The organism is uncultured Hyphomicrobium sp., assembly GCF_902826555.1.
Taxonomy (GTDB): domain Bacteria; phylum Pseudomonadota; class Alphaproteobacteria; order Rhizobiales; family Hyphomicrobiaceae; genus Hyphomicrobium_C.
In genome coordinates this window covers 1-18,320 of the sequence record NZ_CADEFI010000053.1, presented here as the reverse complement: position 1 = coordinate 18,320, position 18,320 = coordinate 1, and the positions used below count along the sequence as shown (strand labels likewise).

20 protein-coding genes are annotated in these 18,320 nt (G+C 64.8%); 7 read left to right on the top strand and 13 right to left on the bottom strand.

The window, feature by feature from the left end; genetic code table 11:
• Positions 1-109 precede the first annotated feature (109 nt).
• The 3 genes from QZV93_RS16225 (at position 110) to QZV93_RS16215 (ending at position 1,793) form a co-directional block, all read left to right on the top strand.
• Positions 110-418, top strand: coding sequence for a hypothetical protein (locus QZV93_RS16225; RefSeq protein WP_295559670.1), 309 nt, complete (start codon positions 110-112; stop codon positions 416-418).
• Positions 419-617: 199 nt separating this feature from the next.
• Positions 618-932 carry a hypothetical protein gene (locus QZV93_RS16220; protein WP_295559669.1) on the top strand — a complete coding sequence of 105 codons (315 nt, stop codon included), beginning with the start codon at positions 618-620 and terminating at the stop codon, positions 930-932.
• Positions 933-1,076: 144 nt separating this feature from the next.
• Positions 1,077-1,793 (top strand): SDR family oxidoreductase, encoded by a 717-nt coding sequence (locus QZV93_RS16215; RefSeq protein ID WP_295559668.1) that lies wholly within the window; start codon positions 1,077-1,079, stop codon positions 1,791-1,793.
• Between the two features lie 9 nt (positions 1,794-1,802).
• Here QZV93_RS16215 and QZV93_RS16210 read toward each other — a convergent pair whose 3' ends face one another.
• The 3 genes from QZV93_RS16210 to QZV93_RS16200 all read right to left on the bottom strand — a co-directional run bounded on the left by QZV93_RS16210 (position 1,803) and on the right by QZV93_RS16200 (position 3,208).
• On the bottom strand, positions 1,803-1,982 hold the full coding sequence (locus QZV93_RS16210) for a hypothetical protein (protein WP_020086719.1): 180 nt from the start codon (positions 1,980-1,982) through the stop codon (positions 1,803-1,805).
• Positions 1,983-2,218: 236 nt separating this feature from the next.
• Complete coding sequence (locus QZV93_RS16205) at positions 2,219-2,758, bottom strand: hypothetical protein (RefSeq protein WP_295559667.1); 540 nt, start codon at positions 2,756-2,758, stop codon at positions 2,219-2,221.
• A 144-nt stretch (positions 2,759-2,902) separates the two neighbouring features.
• The gene (locus QZV93_RS16200) at positions 2,903-3,208 is read right to left on the bottom strand and encodes a hypothetical protein (protein ID WP_295559666.1); all 306 of its coding nucleotides are present in this window, start codon (positions 3,206-3,208) and stop codon (positions 2,903-2,905) included.
• Positions 3,209-3,547: 339 nt separating this feature from the next.
• Between QZV93_RS16200 and QZV93_RS16195 the strand changes: the two genes are divergently transcribed.
• Positions 3,548-4,756: a pyridoxal phosphate-dependent aminotransferase gene (locus QZV93_RS16195; RefSeq protein WP_295559665.1), complete on the top strand. Its 1,209-nt coding sequence runs from the start codon at positions 3,548-3,550 to the stop codon at positions 4,754-4,756.
• A 125-nt stretch (positions 4,757-4,881) separates the two neighbouring features.
• Here the strand turns inward: QZV93_RS16195 and QZV93_RS16190 are convergent, their stop codons facing one another.
• From QZV93_RS16190 to QZV93_RS16180, 3 genes are all read right to left on the bottom strand, one after another.
• The gene (locus QZV93_RS16190) at positions 4,882-5,613 is read right to left on the bottom strand and encodes a cytochrome b/b6 domain-containing protein (RefSeq protein ID WP_295559664.1); all 732 of its coding nucleotides are present in this window, start codon (positions 5,611-5,613) and stop codon (positions 4,882-4,884) included.
• Entirely contained in the window at positions 5,613-6,053 is a 441-nt protein-coding gene (locus QZV93_RS16185; protein ID WP_295559663.1) for a cytochrome c, read from the bottom strand. Before QZV93_RS16185 ends, QZV93_RS16190 begins: the two co-directional genes overlap by 1 nt.
• A gap of 197 nt (positions 6,054-6,250) precedes the next feature.
• A complete protein-coding gene (locus QZV93_RS16180) occupies positions 6,251-6,508 on the bottom strand; it encodes a hypothetical protein (RefSeq protein ID WP_295559662.1) in 258 nt (85 codons plus the stop codon).
• A gap of 504 nt (positions 6,509-7,012) precedes the next feature.
• Here QZV93_RS16180 and QZV93_RS16175 point away from each other — a divergent pair.
• A complete protein-coding gene (locus QZV93_RS16175; protein WP_295559661.1) occupies positions 7,013-9,094 on the top strand; it encodes an elongation factor G in 2,082 nt (693 codons plus the stop codon).
• Between the two features lie 61 nt (positions 9,095-9,155).
• Here the strand turns inward: QZV93_RS16175 and QZV93_RS16170 are convergent, their stop codons facing one another.
• The 3 genes from QZV93_RS16170 to sfsA form a co-directional block, all read right to left on the bottom strand.
• Complete coding sequence (locus tag QZV93_RS16170; RefSeq protein WP_295559660.1) at positions 9,156-9,710, bottom strand: SH3 domain-containing protein; 555 nt, start codon at positions 9,708-9,710, stop codon at positions 9,156-9,158.
• Between the two features lie 106 nt (positions 9,711-9,816).
• Positions 9,817-10,314: a peptide-methionine (R)-S-oxide reductase MsrB gene (gene msrB / locus QZV93_RS16165; RefSeq protein ID WP_295559659.1), complete on the bottom strand. Its 498-nt coding sequence runs from the start codon at positions 10,312-10,314 to the stop codon at positions 9,817-9,819.
• Between the two features lie 87 nt (positions 10,315-10,401).
• The gene (gene sfsA / locus QZV93_RS16160) at positions 10,402-11,115 is read right to left on the bottom strand and encodes a DNA/RNA nuclease SfsA (RefSeq protein WP_295559658.1); all 714 of its coding nucleotides are present in this window, start codon (positions 11,113-11,115) and stop codon (positions 10,402-10,404) included.
• A 97-nt stretch (positions 11,116-11,212) separates the two neighbouring features.
• Here sfsA and QZV93_RS16155 point away from each other — a divergent pair, with 97 nt between their 5' ends.
• Both QZV93_RS16155 and QZV93_RS16150 read left to right on the top strand, forming a co-directional pair.
• A complete protein-coding gene (locus QZV93_RS16155) occupies positions 11,213-11,956 on the top strand; it encodes a molybdopterin-binding protein (RefSeq protein ID WP_295559657.1) in 744 nt (247 codons plus the stop codon).
• A gap of 153 nt (positions 11,957-12,109) precedes the next feature.
• The gene (locus QZV93_RS16150; protein ID WP_295559656.1) at positions 12,110-13,369 is read left to right on the top strand and encodes an RlpA-like double-psi beta-barrel domain-containing protein; all 1,260 of its coding nucleotides are present in this window, start codon (positions 12,110-12,112) and stop codon (positions 13,367-13,369) included.
• A 25-nt stretch (positions 13,370-13,394) separates the two neighbouring features.
• Here the strand turns inward: QZV93_RS16150 and QZV93_RS16145 are convergent, their stop codons facing one another.
• The 4 genes from QZV93_RS16145 to QZV93_RS16130 form a co-directional block, all read right to left on the bottom strand.
• Positions 13,395-14,006 (bottom strand): hypothetical protein, encoded by a 612-nt coding sequence (locus QZV93_RS16145; protein ID WP_295559655.1) that lies wholly within the window; start codon positions 14,004-14,006, stop codon positions 13,395-13,397.
• Positions 14,007-14,138: 132 nt separating this feature from the next.
• Positions 14,139-14,477, bottom strand: a complete 339-nt coding sequence (locus QZV93_RS16140) for a hypothetical protein (protein WP_295559654.1) — start codon at positions 14,475-14,477, stop codon at positions 14,139-14,141.
• Positions 14,478-14,603: 126 nt separating this feature from the next.
• The gene (locus QZV93_RS16135) at positions 14,604-14,876 is read right to left on the bottom strand and encodes a hypothetical protein (protein WP_295559653.1); all 273 of its coding nucleotides are present in this window, start codon (positions 14,874-14,876) and stop codon (positions 14,604-14,606) included.
• Between the two features lie 115 nt (positions 14,877-14,991).
• The coding region (locus QZV93_RS16130) for a vitamin B12-dependent ribonucleotide reductase (RefSeq protein WP_295559652.1) at positions 14,992-18,320 on the bottom strand (3,329 nt) is incomplete at its 5' end.

Below are 18,320 nucleotides of genomic sequence, written 5' to 3'. Positions count from 1 at the left end.
CGGGGCCGGTGGCTTACCGATCGGCAAGCTCTCTTGCGAAGGCGGCGACAGCCGACCACCTAGATCTGCAAGGACATGTGCCGGCTCACCCCAGACCTGGAGATGCATCATGATGAAGCCTCTCGCTCTCGCCTTATCGATATTCGGGCTCGCGGCCGTTCAATCCCTGATCGCGGTGCCGTCTGCGGACGCAAAAATCGTCTGTCGCGATGGGTTCCAGAACTCCAACGGCAACTGGATCTCGACGCCTTATTGCAACGATGCGGATCTGGCGCAGATCGCACGCAAGCACGGCGTCAGGGTCTCGGATGCGGAGGTGCGGAACAATCCCGCCAAGAAGTACGAGCTCTGCCGGTTCCTCGGTCCCGAGCGCACCCGCGATTATTGTCCGGACGATAGCGGATCCGGCCGCCGCTAGCGCGACGGTCACCGCTGCAGCCGGAATTCACCCGCAGGCCAGGCTTTTGCTCGCTTTCGCCCCCAGATTGCGTTGCAACACGGTCACACCTTCCGGAATTGGAGGCTGCCGGCGGGGTTTGGGGAATGGGCGCCCTTTGAATGCCTCGATTCATGTACCATCTTGGGCTCAAAGGCCGATCAGCTGGGGTGAATTGGCAATGAGATCTGCGATTTGGGCCGCCGCGTGCGGCGTGGCAATGGCCGCGGGCTCCGAGGGAGCGCTGGCTTTCACCTATGAGAACCAGGGCGGGAGTTCGTCTCAGCCCTCGGCGGCTGCGGCGCCGTCTGCCAATGCTGCACCCGCGATCGGATTCGGTTCGATGGATCCGAATGCCGTGCTGCCGCCGATCGGCGAGTCGATTTCGAGCAAGGGTCTCGACTTCGGTCCCGGTGCCATGAACAACGGACTGGCATCGCCGCCTTCGCGCGGCAACTCGGTCGGACCGAGCTGGCTTTATCCGCCGGGCCGCTGAGGCCGTTCGAGCGCATCAGATTCGTGAAGGCCCGCTGTCTCCAACCGGCGGGCCTTTTGATTTGTGCGCCTTGCATTGCGTGGGACCGCGAATTGGCTAAGGTTCCAGCCGTGATTTTTGCCTGCGCAGCCAGGGGAGTTCGGCATGACCGTTACACGGACCGCACTGGTCTCAGGTGCAAACCGGGGGATCGGATTCGAGATCGTGCGCGGGCTTGCACGGCTCGGTGTGCTGGCCGTGATCGGGGCACGCGAGACGAAGGACGGATTGGCGGCCGCTGAGAAACTTCAATCGGAGGGGCTCGACGTTCCGGTGGTGGCGCTGGATGTGGATCAGGAGGGAAGCGCGGCGCAGGCTGTCGCCGAGGTCAAGCGGATCTACGGGCGACTCGATGCGCTGGTCAACAACGCGGCCGTTCTCATCGATGGGCCCGGCGGGTTCAAGGCCAGCCTTTTCGACCTCAAGGCCGATACGCTGCGGCGGACCATGGAGACCAATCTCATGGGGCCGATCCGTCTCATTCAGGCGGCGGCGCCGCTGATGCGCGAGCAGGGGTACGGCCGCATCGTCAATGTGTCGTCCATCGCGGGGCAGCTCGCGGACATGGGGAGCGGATACCCGGCGTATCGCATGTCGAAGGCGGCGCTCAATGCGCTGACGCGGATCGCGGCGGCAGAGCTCGGCGGCGGCGATATCAAAGTCAACGCCATGTGCCCGGGATGGGTCAGGACGGATATGGGCGGCGCCAATGCGGACCGGAGTCCCGAGGAGGGGGCGGACACGGCGATCTGGCTGGCGACGCTGCCGGACGACGGTCCAACCGGCGGTTTCTTCCGGGATCGCAAGCCGATCGCGTGGTAGGGCGATCGGTCAGAGACCGCGCACGAGATTGCCGACCATCAATGTCAGATAGGCTGTGATCGACAGCCAGAATTCCTGATGGGGCAGGTAGCGCGGAACGGGGATGAAGCCCAGCTTGGTGATCAGCGCCAGCGTGGCGAGCACGAACGAAATCAGGAAGATCACGATCGTCGGGGGATTGAGCCTCATGACGCGAGCTCCGTTCCTGTGTTCGTTGGTTACTCGAGGTGGGTTTCCATGCGTGCCGGTGCGGCGGTCCCAAGGGGCGTCCGCGGCCGCATCATAGGGGCTCGGTCAGCGGGTGCAACGGGGGCGGCGATTTTCGTAAGGTAACCATCAGGCGCGTGGGATCGCCAAGCCACAGCCCTTGAAGGCCCGGCGGCGACCGGGCCCATCCGATGCTCTTTAGGCGATCGGTGGCGGGATCAGAGAGCGCGGGCTGACTTTGCGGTGCCGAGGGCCATTTCGGCCGGCCCCTCGAATGTCACCAGATGCCCGTCCGGGGTGCTCAGGTCACGGCACGTGATGGCAATCCTGCGCGGTGCGTCGGCGCGATTCGTGCGGGCTGCATCGGACACCGGGTCGATATCGGAGATGGCGACCACTTCCAGCACGCGTTTGCCTTTGGCGTTCGAGATGGTGACATGGTCACCGACTGTGACCATCCCGGCGGAGACGGGTGCCGCCGACCATGCAGCCGGCTCGAGAGCCGCGCCATTGCCGGCTTCATGCCGGCGCTTGTCCAGCCAATAAGCTTCGCTGCCGGAGACCAGGGCCCGGTCCGATCCGAGGTCCGCCACCGTTTGCCGGGGTGCCGCCTCCAGGGCCGCTGCAAAGCGACCGGCGACAACGGCCTCCGTGTTCGTGGTGGCGATACCGATCCCGAGCAGGGTCAAAAGGGCGAGGCCGGTGGTGCCGGCGCGGGCAGTCGGAGTCCGGAGGAGAGCGAAGCGGCGGGGCATCATGTGCGGGCCTTTGTCGAACTCTGGGGTCTCTGCTGACTCAGTCAGGGTATCCTGTAACGCTTATAGCGCGGTCCTGGTTCATGGGCGAGCCCAGGTGCGTTCAATTTGGCGGGCGGTTGGTAAACATCTGTGGGTCATACAGTTTTACGTGCCGACGCGCGTTTTGGACGGCGCGATGCGGCGGCCGGCAGTACGGCGCGGGAGCGCGTAGACGCGGCGCAGATGGCGGACGAAGGCCACGTTGAAGATGGTCATGGCGGCCAAGGCGCCCGCCAGCAGCAGGGCCGATGCGTTGCGGTCCAGAGCCGCGCCGATGGTCTTGCCATCGGAGGCGGCGGCGATGCCGATGTGCCAGCCCATCAGGCCCAGCATCATGGCGAAAACGGCAAGCCCGGCCAGAAGATCAGGCAAGTGCTTGCGGAAATGCGGAGATTGCTCACTACGCTGCATGCGACGGGACCCCTCCTTTCCTAAGATTCGAACTCAGCTTGATCCGGGAGCGATGACAATCCCGTGCTGTGGCGGGGGTTTGCTCGGAATGTGGCGAAGCAAAGCTATTCCGTAGACAGGAAAATATAATCTTGCGTTTGTGACCGTTGCGACACGATCGACATCGGGCTGCGGCGCCGATGCGGCGAAGACGGAGCAAAGGTGCCTCTTTCGGGCAAAAGGCCTTGGAAAAGTGCCGCGGATATTGACTTCCGGCGCGCGCGGCGTAGCGTCCGCGCCGCTTGCAGGCTCGAAAAGGGCCGCTCGCGTCCCTCCGTTCAACCGAGAAAGATTGCCGATATGGGCTTTTTTGCCGACAGCCTGAACCGCATCCAGCCGTCCGCGACCATCGCCGTGTCCATGAAGGCGCGCCAGCTCAAGGCGCAGGGCCGGGACATCATCTCGCTCTCGGCGGGCGAGCCGGATTTCGACACGCCGGAGAACATCAAGCTGGCGGCGATCAAGGCGCTCAAGGACGGCAAAACCAAATACACCGATGTCGACGGCATCCCCGAGCTCAAGGCGGCCATCGTCGCCAAGTTCAAGCGCGACAACAATCTCGACTACACGGCGGCGCAGGTGTCGGTCGGCACCGGCGGCAAGCAGGTGCTCTACAACGCTCTGCTCGCAACCCTCAATCCGGGTGACGAGGTGGTGATCCCGGCGCCGTGCTGGGTGTCGTACGCAGACATCGTGTTGCTGGGTGGCGGCAAGCCCGTGTTCGCGACGACGAAGATCGAAGACGGGTTTCGGCTGAAGGCGGAGGTGCTCGACCGTGCGATCACGCCGCAGACCAAGTGGCTGATCCTCAACTCGCCGTCCAATCCGACGGGGGCTGCGTATTCGCATGCCGATCTCAAAGCGCTCACCGACGTGCTGATGCAGCCCAAGAACCAGCACGTGTGGGTGCTCACCGACGACATGTACGAACATCTGCTGTACGACGGCCTCAAGTTCGCGACGCCGGCACAGGTGGAGCCCGGGCTCTACGACCGCACGCTGACCATGAACGGGTTGTCGAAAGCCTACTGCATGACGGGCTGGCGGCTCGGATATGCGGCGGGACCGGTGAAGCTCATCGATGCCATGCGCAAGCTGCAGTCGCAGTCGACGTCCAATCCGACGTCGATCACGCAGTGGGCGGGCGTCGAAGCGCTCAACGGGCCGCAGGATTTCATCGCCCACAACAACGCGGTGTTCGTGCAGCGGCGCGATCTCGTGGTCGGCATGCTGAACCAGGCCAAGGGCCTCAACTGTCCGAAACCCGAGGGTGCGTTCTACGTGTATCCCTCCTGCGCGGGCGCGATCGGCAAGACGACGCCGAAGGGCGCGACGATCGGCAATGACGAGGACTTCGTGACGGCGCTGCTCGAGGAAGAGGGCGTGGCGGTCGTGCACGGGGCGGCGTTCGAGGGCTCGCCGGCGTTCCGCATCTCGTACGCGACCTCGACGGAGGCGTTGACGGAAGCCTGCACGCGCATCCAGCGCTTCTGTGGGAACCTGAAGTAGGCTGTTCGACTGCCGCGGCGGCGGCCCTTGTGGCCGCCCCCTTGCCCGCATGCCATCCGCGATCGCGTGCGGCCTCTCCCCAAGGGGAGCGGCAAGGCTAGCGCACGGGATAAGGGAGCCACGCCTTAACGCAAGACGAGGCTGCCGCCCAAGGCGAGGATGCCGCCGAGCACGATCGCGGCTGCCGCCACGAGACAGGCCAGGGCGCGCACGAGCGGGCGACCCACGAGGGTGGCCTCCGGCGTGTCCGCATAGGGTTCGGCCGGCTTTCTGCCCGTGATCATGGCTTGGATCAGCGGCTCTTTCTTCACCACGGTGTAAAGCGCGTTGACGGCGATGTGCAGCGCCGCCAGCGGCAGCAGCACGAAGTTGAAAACGAATCCATGCAGGCGCGCGGCGCGCACATTCTGGGCCTCGCCGACCAAGCGATAGAGCGGTCCGCCGGCGAGGTCGTTGTCGTCGGTGGCGAAGAGACCGAAGCCGCCCTGGATTGCGACGGCTGCCAGGAGCGCGATCACCATCAGGGCGCCTAGGGGATTGTGGCCGAGATAGCGGGCCGCGCGGCCGCCGAGCAGGCTGCAGGCATAAGCGATGATGGCGGCCGGAGCGCGGACGAACGTCGCAAAGCGCGCGGTTTCCGGACCGACGATACCCCACAAAAGACGCCAGACGACGAGGACGAGCACGGCGAGGCCATTGGCGCGATGCCAGACAAGAGTCGCGTCGCCGAGGCTCTCGGCGAACTCATAGCTGATCCAGGCCGAGACGATGAGCAGCACGAGCGTCCAGTGAAAGAGGCGCGTGGGCGCGTCCCACGCGCGGACGCTTCGCCCCTCCTGTTGCATTGCTTCGGCCATCACTCTTTGGGCTTGCGGAACTTCTTGTGGCAGCCGCCGCAGTTGCCGGCCACCGTTTTCCAAGCGTCGGGAAAGGTGTCCTCGTCCGTGATCGCGGCCTCGGCAACCTTTGCGTCCTCACCGAGCTTCTTCCAGCGGGCCTCGAAGTCGGCCTTGTCCTCCCAGATCTTGGGAAGGGCCTCGGTATCGCCGCCGGTCTTCGAATCGTCCGGAAACAGCGTCGGGACGATCGGGGCCTTCTCGCCGATCACCTTCAGGGCCGCCTGAACCTTGGCGAGGTCGAAATCCGCCTCGCCCTTGTACATGGCGCCGACCGGCTTCACCGCATCGCCCATCTTCTTCAAATGATCCTGGCGCTCCTTGATGACGGTGACGTTCTGAGCGGCTGCGACCGTGGCGCCGAGCGCGAACGCGGCAACGACAAGCACAATCCGGCGCATGGGTGGACCCTCCTCGCTATCAACGTGTAGCAATCAAGGCGCTGTCAGATCAAACGGACGAGATGGACCGTTCCGTCGCAGAGGCTTGCATCGGGCCTGGAGGGTGTCAACCGCGGACGATGGGCGCACGGCCGCCACAAAATAAAACGGGCCGCGCGATGGCGGCCCGTCGGGTCGGTTGAAAGCTTGTGTTCGTCTCAGCGGCTCGGCAACAGCGCGCGGGGGGTCACGCGGATGTCCGAGAGCGAAAGCATGTGCGCGATCCAATTCTCGAACCGTGCAAAGGGAAGCGACATGCGCCGCACTGTCGTTGCCGCAGTGGCATGTCCGTTGCGAAGTGCGACCTCCGGCTGAAGCACCGTCCAGTCGGTCAGATCCTCCTCGCGCGAGGCCATGCAATAGCCTGCAGCGTCGGCTGCTTTGACGAGGGATTTGTTCAGTGTCTCTCTAGTCATTTTGAGGCACGTCCTTGTTCAGAGCGTAAGCGCCGTCTCGGGCCGTTTGGTTCCGCCAACCTTGCCCAATCGTTTTCGCCTAGCTTGCCTCTCCCGGGGGGCGTTTCTTTTTTTGTCGTCTGGTGCCGTCGATCTTGTCCTTGGAACGACATTTATGCCGTTTCGCTGACAGTTTTATGATGCGGCCAGAGCGGTCTTTCTTCAAGTAATTTTTCGAAACATTCTTCACGAAGCGTGTTGTCGCAGCTGCGAATATTTGTTGCGTCGCAGCAGGTTGAAGCCGGTATGCGCTTTCGCCCGTAAAGACTCATCGTGTCGAGTTTGAGCGCCAATGATTAGTGCAAGATTAAGCAGGAAGGCTCTTGCGTCTTTGCGGTCGCGGCGCGACGATCACCTTGTCGCGCTCCTTCATGAGGCGCGGGGCTGCGCGACACGCGCATCCCTCTGCGCCTCGTATCGCTCAACCCGGACACAAAAAATCCGGGAAGCGGAAAGGAGGACACCATGGGGCAATCCGACGGCCCAAGAGGCACACAAAGTGCCAGCACTGGGCAATCCTCGGGCCGCAGCACCCGCTGCATCGCACTGATCGGCCCGTTTCTTTCCGGTAAAACATCGCTCCTCGAAGCCATTCTCGCCCGCACGGGCGGAATCGTGCGGGCCGGATCCGTGGCCGAGAAATCCAGCGTGGGAGACAGCTCCCCCGAAGCGCGCGACCACGGCATGAGCGTGCAACTCAACATTGCCGACGTGAACTTCCTCGGCGATACCTTCACTTTCATCGATTGCCCAGGCTCCATCGAGTTTCAGCACGAGGGCGCGGAGGCGTTGACCGCGTGCGACGCAGCCATCGTCGTCTCCGAGCCTGATCCCAAGCGTGTCCCGGCGCTGCAGGTTATCCTGAAACAGCTCGAGGATCGCGGTATCCCCCATCTTCTGTTCCTGAACAAAATCGAATCCTGCGAGACGCCGATCCGCGAGATCGTGCCGGCCATGCAGCCGGCTTCCACCAAGCCCCTCGTCCTGCGGCAGATCCCGATCTGGGAGAACGGGGCGGCGACGGGTTTCATCGACCTAGCCCTCGAGCGGGCGTTCCTGTTCCGCAAGAACGCGCCCTCGGAGATGGTCGAGATCAAGGCTGCGGATCTCGAGCGCGAGAAGGAAGCGCGCTTCCACATGCTCGAGCAACTTGCCGACTACGACGATGCGCTGATGGAGAAGCTGCTTTCGGATCTCGCGCCGGAAAAGGAGCTCGTGTTTGCCGATCTCTCGCGGGAGTTCGAGGATGGGCTCATCTGTCCGGTTCTGCTCGGCAGTGCGCAGAACGGCAGCGGCATCCTTCGGCTCCTGAAGGCGATCCGGCACGAGGTGCCGTTCGTCGGCACGACCGCCAAGCGGCTCAAGATCGAGAATGCCAAGAGCGCGGCTTATGTCATGAAGACGCTTTACACCGGTCATGGCGGCAAGCTTTCGCTGGCGCGCGTGCTCACGGGCGATCTTCCGGACGGGGCGACCGTGTCCGGCGGCGATGCCGTCGAGGAGCGGATCGCGGGGCTCTTTTCGCTCAAAGGCGAGGAGACCCAAAAGAAGGCCGTGGCGCACGCGGGTGATACGGTGGCGCTCGGCCGCCTCGACCGGGTGCGGACCGGCAATACGATCACGACGGAGAAATCCGTGGTGCAGATCGCCGGCCCGAGGCCGCCGGATCCGGTGCTTGCCTCAGGTATCGGACTCCAGGACCGCAAGGACGAGGTGAAGCTCTCGTCGGCGCTGGCAAAGCTGATCGAGGAAGACCCCTCGCTTTCGATCGAGCACAACAAGGATACGCATCAGGTTCTGCTGAAGGGGCAGGGGGAGATGCATCTGCGCGTCGCCTTCGAGCGGCTGCAACGGAAATACGGAGTCGTGGTCGAGCGGCAGAAGCGGCAGGTTCCCTATAAGGAGACGATCCGCAAGGCGACCGAGATCCGCGGGCGGCACAAGAAGCAGTCCGGCGGACATGGCCAGTTCGGCGACGTGGTGCTTTCGATCGCGCCGCAGCCGCGCGGGTCGGGGTTCGCGTTCAACGACACGATCACGGGTGGCGTAGTGCCGAAGCAGTACATCCCCTCGGTGGAGATCGGTGTCGTCGACTACATGAAACACGGACCGCTGGGCTTCCCGGTGGTCGATATCGTGGTGACGTTGACGGATGGGTCCTTCCACACGGTCGACAGCTCGGACATGGCTTTCCGCCAGGCCGGGCGGCTGGCCATGAGCGAGGGGTTGCCCAAGTGCCAGCCGGTGCTGCTCGAGCCGGTGATGGCGGTCGACATCTCGGTGCCGTCGGATGCGACGGCGCGCATCAACGCCATGATTCCGCAGCGACGCGGACAGATCCTGGGCTTCGATGCACGGCAAGGCTGGCCGGGGTGGGACGTGGTGTCGGCGCACATTCCGGAGTCGGAGATCGAGGATCTCATCGTCGAGCTGCGCTCGGCGACGAGTGGCGTGGGGACCTATACGGCGAAGTTCGATCATCTCGCAGAGCTGACCGGACGTCTCGCCGACCAGGTGCTCGTCAGTCACGGCGAAGCGGCCGAGTAGGACGCGGTAGGCAAGGCGCGTTCACGCGCCTTGCCTGCTCTCGCTTCGTCGCTCGTTTTCGTCAGTGCCGCTCGTGCTCGCGGGGCTCATGCGGGCGCATCCAGCCGTGCTCCGGCGGCGGACGCATGCCGACGGGTGCGGCGTATCCATGACGCCACCAGCCAACGACACGCGGGCCCGGAGGCGGCCGGCGCCAGCCAACGCGCACATGGGGTTTGAATGCAATCCAGCGGGTGCGCTCGGCGTACCAGGGCCGGCCGACGTAGTGGCGTTGCCAGTAGTCGGCGGCGGTGAACTTCACCTCGGGAATACGCAGTGCGGAGAGGCCGATGTCCGGCAGCAGCACGTAAGAGCCGCCGCGCTCGAAGGCGAGGTATTCGCTAAAAACCCAACCGCGATTTCCGCCTGCGATGACATCACACCACGACTCGTCATCGAGGCAGCCCGCGATTTCGAGCGATGTGCCTTCCGGAATGATTTCCACGCTTGGGAACTCGGTGTCAGGTCCGGCTCTCATGTTCACGTCGGTGGTGGAGTAGCCGGGGGCCGCTTGAGCGGCCGCGGCCGACGCCACCATGGCGCCGATCACTGCGCAAACAAATGTCCATTTTCTCATGAATTGCCTCGATTGAGGTTGCGTTCCCTGGCTTGGTCCGCAGCCCTAACGTCGGCATGATCGGCGCGTTCCCGCGTTTTGCGACCTTAAGAAAATGTATTGTCGGTCAGGGTGCGGGCTTGGGCGCAAACGCGAGCGCGACGCCGTTGATGCAGTAGCGCTTGCCGGTCGGTGCCGGGCCATCGTCGAAGACGTGGCCCAGGTGTCCGCCGCAGCGGCGGCAATGAACTTCGGTGCGCTCATAGACGAGCTTGGTGTCTGTCGATGTTGCAACCGCCTTGTCGAGCGGAGCTGAGAAGCTCGGCCAGCCGGTGCCGGAATCGTATTTCGTCCGCGAGGAGAAGAGCGGCAGGCCGCATCCCGCGCAGCGGTATTCGCCCGGCGCATATGTCTTGTCGAGCGGGCTCGTGCCGGCGCGCTCAGTGCCGTGCTGGCGCAGCACAATGTACTGATCCGCCGTCAGCGCCTGCTTCCATTCGGCGTCGGATTTGACGATCTCGAATGCCGAGCCGCGGGCCATGTCGGCGCGGGCGCGGCGGGACGATGTCGTGGCCGTGGCAACGAGGCCGAGACCGGCCATCGAAAACGCTCGTCGGGTCAGCATGGTGGTCTGCTCCGCTGGGGGCGCGTGAAGCGGCTCCCGTTGTGTCGTGACGGATATACGGGCCGCGGGGCCCTAGGTTTCACGGCCTCACGCGAGGAAGGGCACGCTTTCCTTGATGGCAATCTCGTCGGGCGCGAGCCGGCATCGGTAGGCGATGGCCTCGACGCCTGCGGCGCGCGCCGCCTCGAACGCCGCCGCGTAGCGGGGATCGATATCGCTTGCGAAGGCGAAGCGTTCGGCGTCGGCGCGCTGGATCAGATACAGCATTACGGCCCGGTGTCCTGCGGCCACCATGGCGCTGAGCTCGGCCAGATGCTTCACGCCGCGCTCGGTCACGGAATCCGGAAACTCGGCCAGGCCATGGCGCCGCGAGAGGTGCACGTTCTTGATCTCGACATAGGCGAGACCCCTGCTTGGGTCGTCGAGCAGAATGTCGATGCGGCTTGAAAGGCCGTACTTCACCTCTCGCTTCTGATTTGCATAGCCTGCGAGCTCGGGAATCTCTCCGGCAGCGATGGCCTCGGAGACGAGCCGGTTCGGGTGGTTGGTGTTGATGCCGACCAGAACGGGGCCGTGGCCGAGGTCTGTCTCGACCAGCTCCCAGGTATGGGGGTACTTGCGCGTAGGGCTCGTACTTTCGGACAGCCAGACGATGGCGCCCGGTGTGGCGAGGCCCAGCATCGAGCCGGTGTTCGGGCAGGTGGCCGTCACCACCTCGCCGCTGTCGAGCGTGACATCGGCGAGAAACCTTTTGTAGCGTTTGACGAGCCGTCCGCGGAGGAGAGGGGTCGGGAACTTCATGGCGGGGGAGGAGTAGTGTGCCTCGCCTCGCTCCGCAATCGCAATCCGCGGGTTATAATCGGTGCCGCAAAAAAACGTGGCGTGTCGGGAGGTGGGCGTGGCCCAGGACGAAATCATCACGGCGGCCGTGCTCGTGATCGGGGATGAGATCCTCTCAGGGCGCACCAAGGACCAGAATATCAGCACCATTGCCGTGCATCTGACGGCCATCGGCATCGCGCTTCGCGAAGTGCGGATCGTCGGCGACGAGGAGGGGGCTATCGTCGCCGCCGTGAACGTGCTGCGCGAGCGCTATACCTATGTCTTCACCACGGGCGGCATCGGTCCTACGCACGACGACATTACGGCCGACAGCATCGGAGCGGCTTTCGGGGTCGCGGTCGACATCGATCCGCGCGCCGTAGCGGTCATGGCGCCGGCCTATGCGGCGCGGGGGATCGAGCTCACGCCGGCGCGCCTTCGCATGGCCAGGATTCCGTCCGGAGCGGACCTGATCATCAACAGCATGTCCGCCGCCCCCGGCTTCAAATTGGGCAATGTGATCGTCATGGCGGGGGTGCCGGACATCATGCGTTCTATGTTGGTTGCTGTGACAAACCAGCTCAGGACGGGGCCAAAAGTTAACAGCGTTTCGATCGTCGTGGCGCGGGCGGAGGGCGAGATCGCAGACCTGTTTGCGGCTCACCAGCGCGCGTATCCCGACGTGGCCATGGGGAGCTATCCCTCTTTTTCTGAAGGGCAATATCGGACCGAGCTGGTGCTCAGAGGTGCCGATGCGGACCGCCTCGAGGAGGCACGTGTGGGGCTGGCGCGCATGCTCGCGGAGCGCGAACTTTCTTAAAGCCGGTCGCCGTTGCCATTAAACCACGCGGCAACTTTGCCGCTCGCCCGCCATCGTTGCAGCTGCTCTTTTGCCCGCGAAAAGCGTTAACGCGCGGGGGGAAGCCGCTCGGCCAATCCCTTGTCTTGTCAAAACAACAAAAGGAGCTGATCGATGAGAGCCCCTTCGAGCAGACGTTCGACTTTGGGCATTCGAAAGATCGGACGGGTGGGACTTGCGTCTCTCGCGCCGGCGCTGGGGACACTCGTTCTCGCAGGCGGGCTCGGAGCCGGCGGCGCTGAAGCCAAGACGCCCGGAAAGACCTATTGCTATTACGGCAAGTGCCACCGCGTAAAAACGATCGCCGAGACGGAGGCGCTGGTCGGTCAGGACGATACGGTCTCGGCCTCGCACTACGACTCCTGCAAGCGCGATCGCCACAATCCGTGCGGGCTCACCTCTTCGGGCGAGGAGTTCAACTCCGAGACGCCGGACAACGCGGCGAGCCCGGTCTATCCGGACGGGACGACGCTTCTGGTCTGGTCGCCCGATACGCGCGCCTCGATCGTGCTTCGGGTCAACAACGCAGGTCCCTATTGGGGTGACCGCAAGCTCGACGTCTCGCGCAAGGCGGCCGAGGTGCTGGGATTTGCCGCGCAGGGCGTGGCTTCGCTCAAGGTGCGCGTGATCGATGCGCCGAGCGTCGAGGAGGCGACCTACAAAAAGAACCGCAAGTATGATCCGGTGCCCGGCTACATCGGTTCGTTTGCAAGCCTGGACGAGGCACAGGGCGGGGCGGCAACCGCCTACATGGTGGCGGGGCTTCCGTCGCCGTTCGGTCCGACCACCGTCGCGCTCGGTGCCGGAAATCCGACGCAGGTCGCCGGCGCGCTCGGTACGCAGAGCGGCGCCACGCCGCCGCTGGCGCTCATTCCGCGGACAGTCGTTGCGGCTCTGGATGTTGTGCCTGCCGATCTCATTTCACCGGTTGCCGCGCCTGAGGCGGCTCGCGTCATTCCGCCGGTGCGCGTGGCCGGCTTCGTCGCGGTGGCTGAGGTTGCCGAGCTGACGGCGGAACGCGTTGTCGCCAAGCAGCGCGTGGCGTCCCTCGACGACGAGATGCCCGTGCGCGCGGTGAAACGTCATAGCCATGCCGAGCGGACGGCCGAGCGCAACTCGCGGTCGTTCCGGAAAGCGGCCCGCCAAATGAAGCAACAGGACATCGACCGCAGCAAGCCGGTCGCCGTTGCGGCTGCCCAGCAGGCGCCGAAGGGCAAGTCGCCCGTCATCCAAGACGGCACCAACGACATGTCGATCTTTTCGCGGCATCGCTACGACGGTCTCGAGCGCGTCGCGGCGCAGGAGCCGCAGCGCCGCCGTCCGCCCGTGGCCGCGGCGTCGCGCTACGCCGTGCGCGACGGCGGCGACGGCTGATGCGAGCGGGCGCGTAACCCGAGGCTCAGAGCGTGGCGCCGGTGGTCGGATTGCGGAGGACTTCGGTTGCTCCGCTCCGGCGGGGCTGGTCGTAGAGCTCGTAGTGGGTCTCGAGCGTGTCGAGGAACATGGCGACCAGATCGAGCAGGGGGCCGAGCTGCATGCGCCCGGCAACCAGGAACTGCTCGGTGACCGTCAGGCTGGCGGCCTCGAGCGGGGCCGACTCGTCCTCGGCGATGAGACCGCGAGAGCGCAGGTAGGCGGTGATGCCGTCGCCGGCGTCGAAGGCGTAGGACGTCTCGTCGGAGAGCTTGCTCGCGGCGTCGGCGACGATCTCGGTTCCGGTCGTGTAAAGCCGTGCGATCAGCTTGAACTGGCTCTCGAGCTTGGATAGCTCGAGAGCGCTTTCGCGTGATTTCACCACGCGGGCGAGCAGGACCATCTCAAGCGTCCGCGCGGCCTCGATGGCGGCGCGTTCTTCGTGGCGCTGCTCGGAGAGATCCATCGCGCGCGAGTCGCACGCGTTCCAGCGCAGCGTGCACTTCAAAAGGTCCTCGCCGGCTGCGAGGGCGGAATCGAGGTGATCGGCCAGGAGATAGACGACGGCAGGGGCCGCGAGCGGGCCGGCGGACGGCATGGTGGGCTCCGTAATACTTCACGAGTGCCGAGCGCTGGGGGCTCCTTCTATTGACGCGGCCACGCTCCAGGCTCAGGCAGTGAACGAGAGGACAGTAGGTCTACTTACGATATTGGACCGATTCGGGTGGCCTCATGGAGAGGGCTGGGGCAGGAGCGACAGCAAGGCCACCAAACTACGGTGCATATCTTTGCTGTTGCTCGCGAGATACTGGCCGAGCGTGGAGGTTTCCGCCGCGTGCCAGCGGGTCTCGTGGGACGGATGGCGTGCGATGGCGACGAGGCTCGCGAGCAGGGCGTCGTCCGAGAATTGCCGACTGATGGAAAGGCTGCGGCGGATGCGGGGCGCGAGCCGCGCAAGCCGATCGATATTGACGGCCCGCTCGCACGCGCGCATGTCCGGCGGCGCGCTCTCGGTTGGCGCTTTTTTGCCGGCGCTGAAGCGGGCTAGCCGCGGAATGTAATTCGGCATGGTCGCCTCGCGGTCGGGCGGATCTCTACGCGGGACGCGACGACGGTACGCAATTGAGTATCGCGCTATTTTACGGGTGTGTCCGTAGCGTCCGTGCCTGATCCACGTTCTTATGAAGAGACGCGGCTACTCCTGGCGGAGCCAGGGGGCGAAAGCTGCCAAGGGTCCGGCAGGGTTGAGTGAGGGTGAGGCGCGCAGAACGGCCACCTCGGCTTCATTGCGCGATGCGTAGATGCCGACGGGATCGGGGCGGATCTCCTGCTCCGTGGGCTCGCTTTCCAGCTCAGCCTCCAGTCTCGCGAACGAGCCCGCGACCAGCGATTGCGCGGTTGCTGCCGGCCGGGTGACGTAGCAGCGTCCGTCGGGCAACTCGAGGAGTTCGAAGGGGCTTCTGTGCATCAAAAGGGAGCCTTTCCGTTTCCTGTCACGATGTCCCGTTTCTCTCCCCGTCACAAAGCTCATTTTCTTCTTATGAAAGCAGAAGGGCGGGTCCGTGTGGACCCGCCCTGTTGTCTCAGCTGCAGCCGCTCGTCGAGCCGCAGGTGTCGCATTTGAGGCAGGTGCCGTTTCGCACCATGGTGAAGTTCTGGCATTCGGGACACGAGACGCCCTCGTAGCCGCGCAGCCGCGCCTCCGCGACGCGGTCGTTCGCCGATCGCTTGGTGGCGACCACCTGCGTCTCCGAGACCGTCGTGCGCCGATACATGACCTCGGTGTCAGCCTTGAGGGCCGTGGCGCCGTCGCTGGTGTAGAGGGCGGTCGCGCCTTCGGTGACCGGGTAGGCGGTCAGCGAGGAGAGCGCCTGCATGGGATCGCCTTCTCCCTGATGCCCGCGGCCGCCGGCATGGATGCGCAGGTTGCCGCGCATGAAGCCCTTCGACACCACCTTGGTCACGCGCTCCGGCAGGTCGAGGTCGAGCTGCTCGTCGGTTTCCTCGTCGGAGGAGCCGAGGCCGGTCTCGCCCACGATCTCGCGCGGGTCGACATGCGCGAGGTCGTTGCGGCCGAGATAGGAAACGGCCAGCTCGCGGAAGATGTAGTCGAGGATCGAGGTGGCGTTCTTGATGGTCTCGTTGCCCTGCACGAGGCCCGCGGGCTCGAAGCGCGTGAAGGTGAAGGCCTCCACGTACTCCTCCAGCGGCACGCCGTACTGCAGGCCGAGCGAGATGGCGATGGCGAAGTTGTTCATCAACGAACGGAAGGCGGCGCCTTCCTTGTGCATGTCGATGAAGATCTCGCCGAGCTCGCCGTTGTCGTATTCGCCGGTGCGCAGGTAGACCTTGTGACCGCCGACGGAGGCCTTCTGCGTGTAGCCCTTGCGCCGGCCCGGCATCTTCTCGCGCTCGCTGCGGGAGCTGACCTTGAGCTGGGCTTCGAGTTCGGTCACGCGCTTGGCGAGCTTCTCGGCTGCGGCCATGATGCGCTGAACCTGCGGCTTGTCGGCCGTCATCTGCTCCGCGGCCTCGTCTTGCTCGTCGATGTCGTCGCCGAGCACCTGGGCATTCAAAGGCTGCGAGAGCTTCGAGCCGTCGCGGTAGAGCGCGTTGGCCTTGAGGGCCAGCCGCCAGGAGAGCTTGTAGCTCTCCTTGCAGTCCTCGACGGTGGCCTCGTTCGGCATGTTGATGGTCTTGGAGATGGCACCCGAGATGAACGGCTGCGAGGCCGCCATCATATGGATGTGGCTCTCGACCGAGAGGTAGCGCTTGCCCTTGCGGCCGCAGGGCGAAGCGCAGTCGAACACGGGCAGGTGCTCGGCCTCGATGAAGGGTGCGCCTTCCAAGGTCATGGCTCCGCAAACGTGCTCGTTGGCGGCCTCGATATCCTTCTTCGAGAAACCGAGGTGGGCGAGCAGATCGAAGGCCGGGTCATCGAGCTTTGCGGTCGGAATGCCGAGCGTGCCGGTGAGGAACGCGTCGCCGAGCGTCCAGCGGTTGAACACGAACTTGATGTCGAATGCGGTGCCGAGGCCCGATTCCACTTTCTGGATGATCTCGGGCGTGAAGCCGCGCGCCAGCAAAGTCGTGTGGTTGATGGCGGGGGCCTGAGCGAGCGAGCCGTGGCCGACCGCGTAGGCTTCGATCTCGGCGATCTCGCTCTCACGGTAGCCGAGGGCGCGGAGCGCTTCCGGCACGGCGCGGTTGATGATCTTGAAGTAGCCGCCGCCGGCGAGCTTCTTGAACTTCACGAGCGCGAAGTCCGGCTCGATGCCCGTCGTGTCGCAGTCCATGACCAAGCCGATGGTGCCGGTCGGAGCAACGACAGTCGCCTGCGCGTTGCGGTATCCCCACCGCTGACCGAGGTCGATGGCGAGATCCCAGGCGGCCTGGGCGGCCGAGATCAGCGACTCATCGGGGCAGTTCGCGGCATCGAGCGGTACCGGGGCGACCGACAGGCGCTCGTAGCCACCGGTCTGGCCGTAGGCGGCGCGGCGGTGATTGCGGATGACGCGCAGCATGTCGGCACGGTTCGGCTCGAAGCCCGGGAACGGCCCAAGCTCGCCGGCCATCTCCGCCGAGGTGGCGTAGGAGATGCCGGTCATCTGTGCCGAGATGGCGCCGCAGATGGCGCGGCCCTCGGGCGAATCGTACGGAATGCCGGAGGCCATCAGGAGGCCGCCGATGTTGGCGAAGCCGAGGCCGAGCGTGCGGTAGCGGTAGGAAAGCTCGGCGATCTGGCGCGAGGGGAACTGCGCCATCAGGACCGAAATCTCGAGCACGACGGTCCACAGACGGCAGGCGTGCGCGAAGCTTTCGGTGTCGAAGCTCTTATCCTCGCCGCTTTCTTGCGCGGCTCCGCCGCGACGGAACGTGAGGAGGTTGAGCGAGGCGAGATTGCATGCCGTGTCGTCGAGGAACATGTATTCCGAGCACGGGTTCGAGGCGCGGATCGGCCCCGACTGCGGGCACGTGTGCCAGTCGTTGATGGTGGTGTGGAACTGGATGCCGGGGTCAGCCGAAGCCCAGGCCGCATAACCGATCTGCTCCCAGAGATCGCGGGCGCGCACGGTCTTCACGGTTTTACCGTTGAGGCGCGAGGTCAGCGCCCAGGTGGCATCCTCCTCGACCGCATTCAGGAACTCGTCGGTGACGCGCACCGAGTTGTTGGAGTTCTGGCCGGAGACGGTGAGGTAGGCCTCGCTATCCCAGTCGGTGTCGTAGGTGTCGAAGGAAATGTCCTTGTAGCCCTGCTTGGCGAACTGGATGACGCGGTGCACGTAGTTCATCGGCACGTCGTCGCGGCGCGCGTCCTTGATGGCGCGCTTCAAGGCCGGGTTCTTTGCAGAGTCGAAGCAGGCGTCACCATCGGCATCGCAATTGACGCAGGCTTTCATCACGGCTTTGAGCCGCTTCTGGCAGATGCGCGAGCCGGTGACGAGGGCGGCGACCTTCTGCTCCTCGCGCACCTTCCAGCCGATGTATTCCTCGATATCCGGATGATCGACGTCGACGACGACCATCTTGGCGGCGCGGCGCGTGGTGCCGCCGGATTTGATGGCGCCCGCGGCGCGGTCGCCGATCTTGAGGAAGCTCATGAGGCCCGACGAACGGCCGCCGCCGGACAGCTTCTCGTTGACGCCGCGCAGGCTCGAGAAGTTGGAGCCGGTGCCGGAGCCGTACTTGAAGAGGCGCGCTTCACGCACCCACAGGTCCATGATGCCGTTCTCGTTGACGAGATCGTCCTCGACCGACTGGATGAAGCAGGCGTGGGGCTGCGGATGCTCATAGGACGAGGCGGAGACCGTCAGCTTGCCGGTCTCGTGATCGACATAGAAGTGGCCCTGGCTCGGCCCGTCGATGCCGTAGGCCCAGTGCAGGCCGGTGTTGAACCATTGCGGCGAGTTGG

Coding starts and splice junctions, on each gene's coding strand:
- QZV93_RS16225 (WP_295559670.1), top strand. CDS start 110: ATGATGAAGCCTCTCGCTCTCGCCTTATCGATATTCGGGCTCGCGGCC.
- QZV93_RS16220 (WP_295559669.1), top strand. CDS start 618: ATGAGATCTGCGATTTGGGCCGCCGCGTGCGGCGTGGCAATGGCCGCG.
- QZV93_RS16215 (WP_295559668.1), top strand. CDS start 1,077: ATGACCGTTACACGGACCGCACTGGTCTCAGGTGCAAACCGGGGGATC.
- QZV93_RS16210 (WP_020086719.1), bottom strand. CDS start 1,982: ATGAGGCTCAATCCCCCGACGATCGTGATCTTCCTGATTTCGTTCGTG.
- QZV93_RS16205 (WP_295559667.1), bottom strand. CDS start 2,758: ATGATGCCCCGCCGCTTCGCTCTCCTCCGGACTCCGACTGCCCGCGCC.
- QZV93_RS16200 (WP_295559666.1), bottom strand. CDS start 3,208: ATGCAGCGTAGTGAGCAATCTCCGCATTTCCGCAAGCACTTGCCTGAT.
- QZV93_RS16195 (WP_295559665.1), top strand. CDS start 3,548: ATGGGCTTTTTTGCCGACAGCCTGAACCGCATCCAGCCGTCCGCGACC.
- QZV93_RS16190 (WP_295559664.1), bottom strand. CDS start 5,613: ATGGCCGAAGCAATGCAACAGGAGGGGCGAAGCGTCCGCGCGTGGGAC.
- QZV93_RS16185 (WP_295559663.1), bottom strand. CDS start 6,053: ATGCGCCGGATTGTGCTTGTCGTTGCCGCGTTCGCGCTCGGCGCCACG.
- QZV93_RS16180 (WP_295559662.1), bottom strand. CDS start 6,508: ATGACTAGAGAGACACTGAACAAATCCCTCGTCAAAGCAGCCGACGCT.
- QZV93_RS16175 (WP_295559661.1), top strand. CDS start 7,013: ATGGGGCAATCCGACGGCCCAAGAGGCACACAAAGTGCCAGCACTGGG.
- QZV93_RS16170 (WP_295559660.1), bottom strand. CDS start 9,710: ATGAGAAAATGGACATTTGTTTGCGCAGTGATCGGCGCCATGGTGGCG.
- msrB (WP_295559659.1), bottom strand. CDS start 10,314: ATGCTGACCCGACGAGCGTTTTCGATGGCCGGTCTCGGCCTCGTTGCC.
- sfsA (WP_295559658.1), bottom strand. CDS start 11,115: ATGAAGTTCCCGACCCCTCTCCTCCGCGGACGGCTCGTCAAACGCTAC.
- QZV93_RS16150 (WP_295559656.1), top strand. CDS start 12,110: ATGAGAGCCCCTTCGAGCAGACGTTCGACTTTGGGCATTCGAAAGATC.
- QZV93_RS16145 (WP_295559655.1), bottom strand. CDS start 14,006: ATGCCGTCCGCCGGCCCGCTCGCGGCCCCTGCCGTCGTCTATCTCCTG.
- QZV93_RS16140 (WP_295559654.1), bottom strand. CDS start 14,477: ATGCCGAATTACATTCCGCGGCTAGCCCGCTTCAGCGCCGGCAAAAAA.
- QZV93_RS16135 (WP_295559653.1), bottom strand. CDS start 14,876: ATGCACAGAAGCCCCTTCGAACTCCTCGAGTTGCCCGACGGACGCTGC.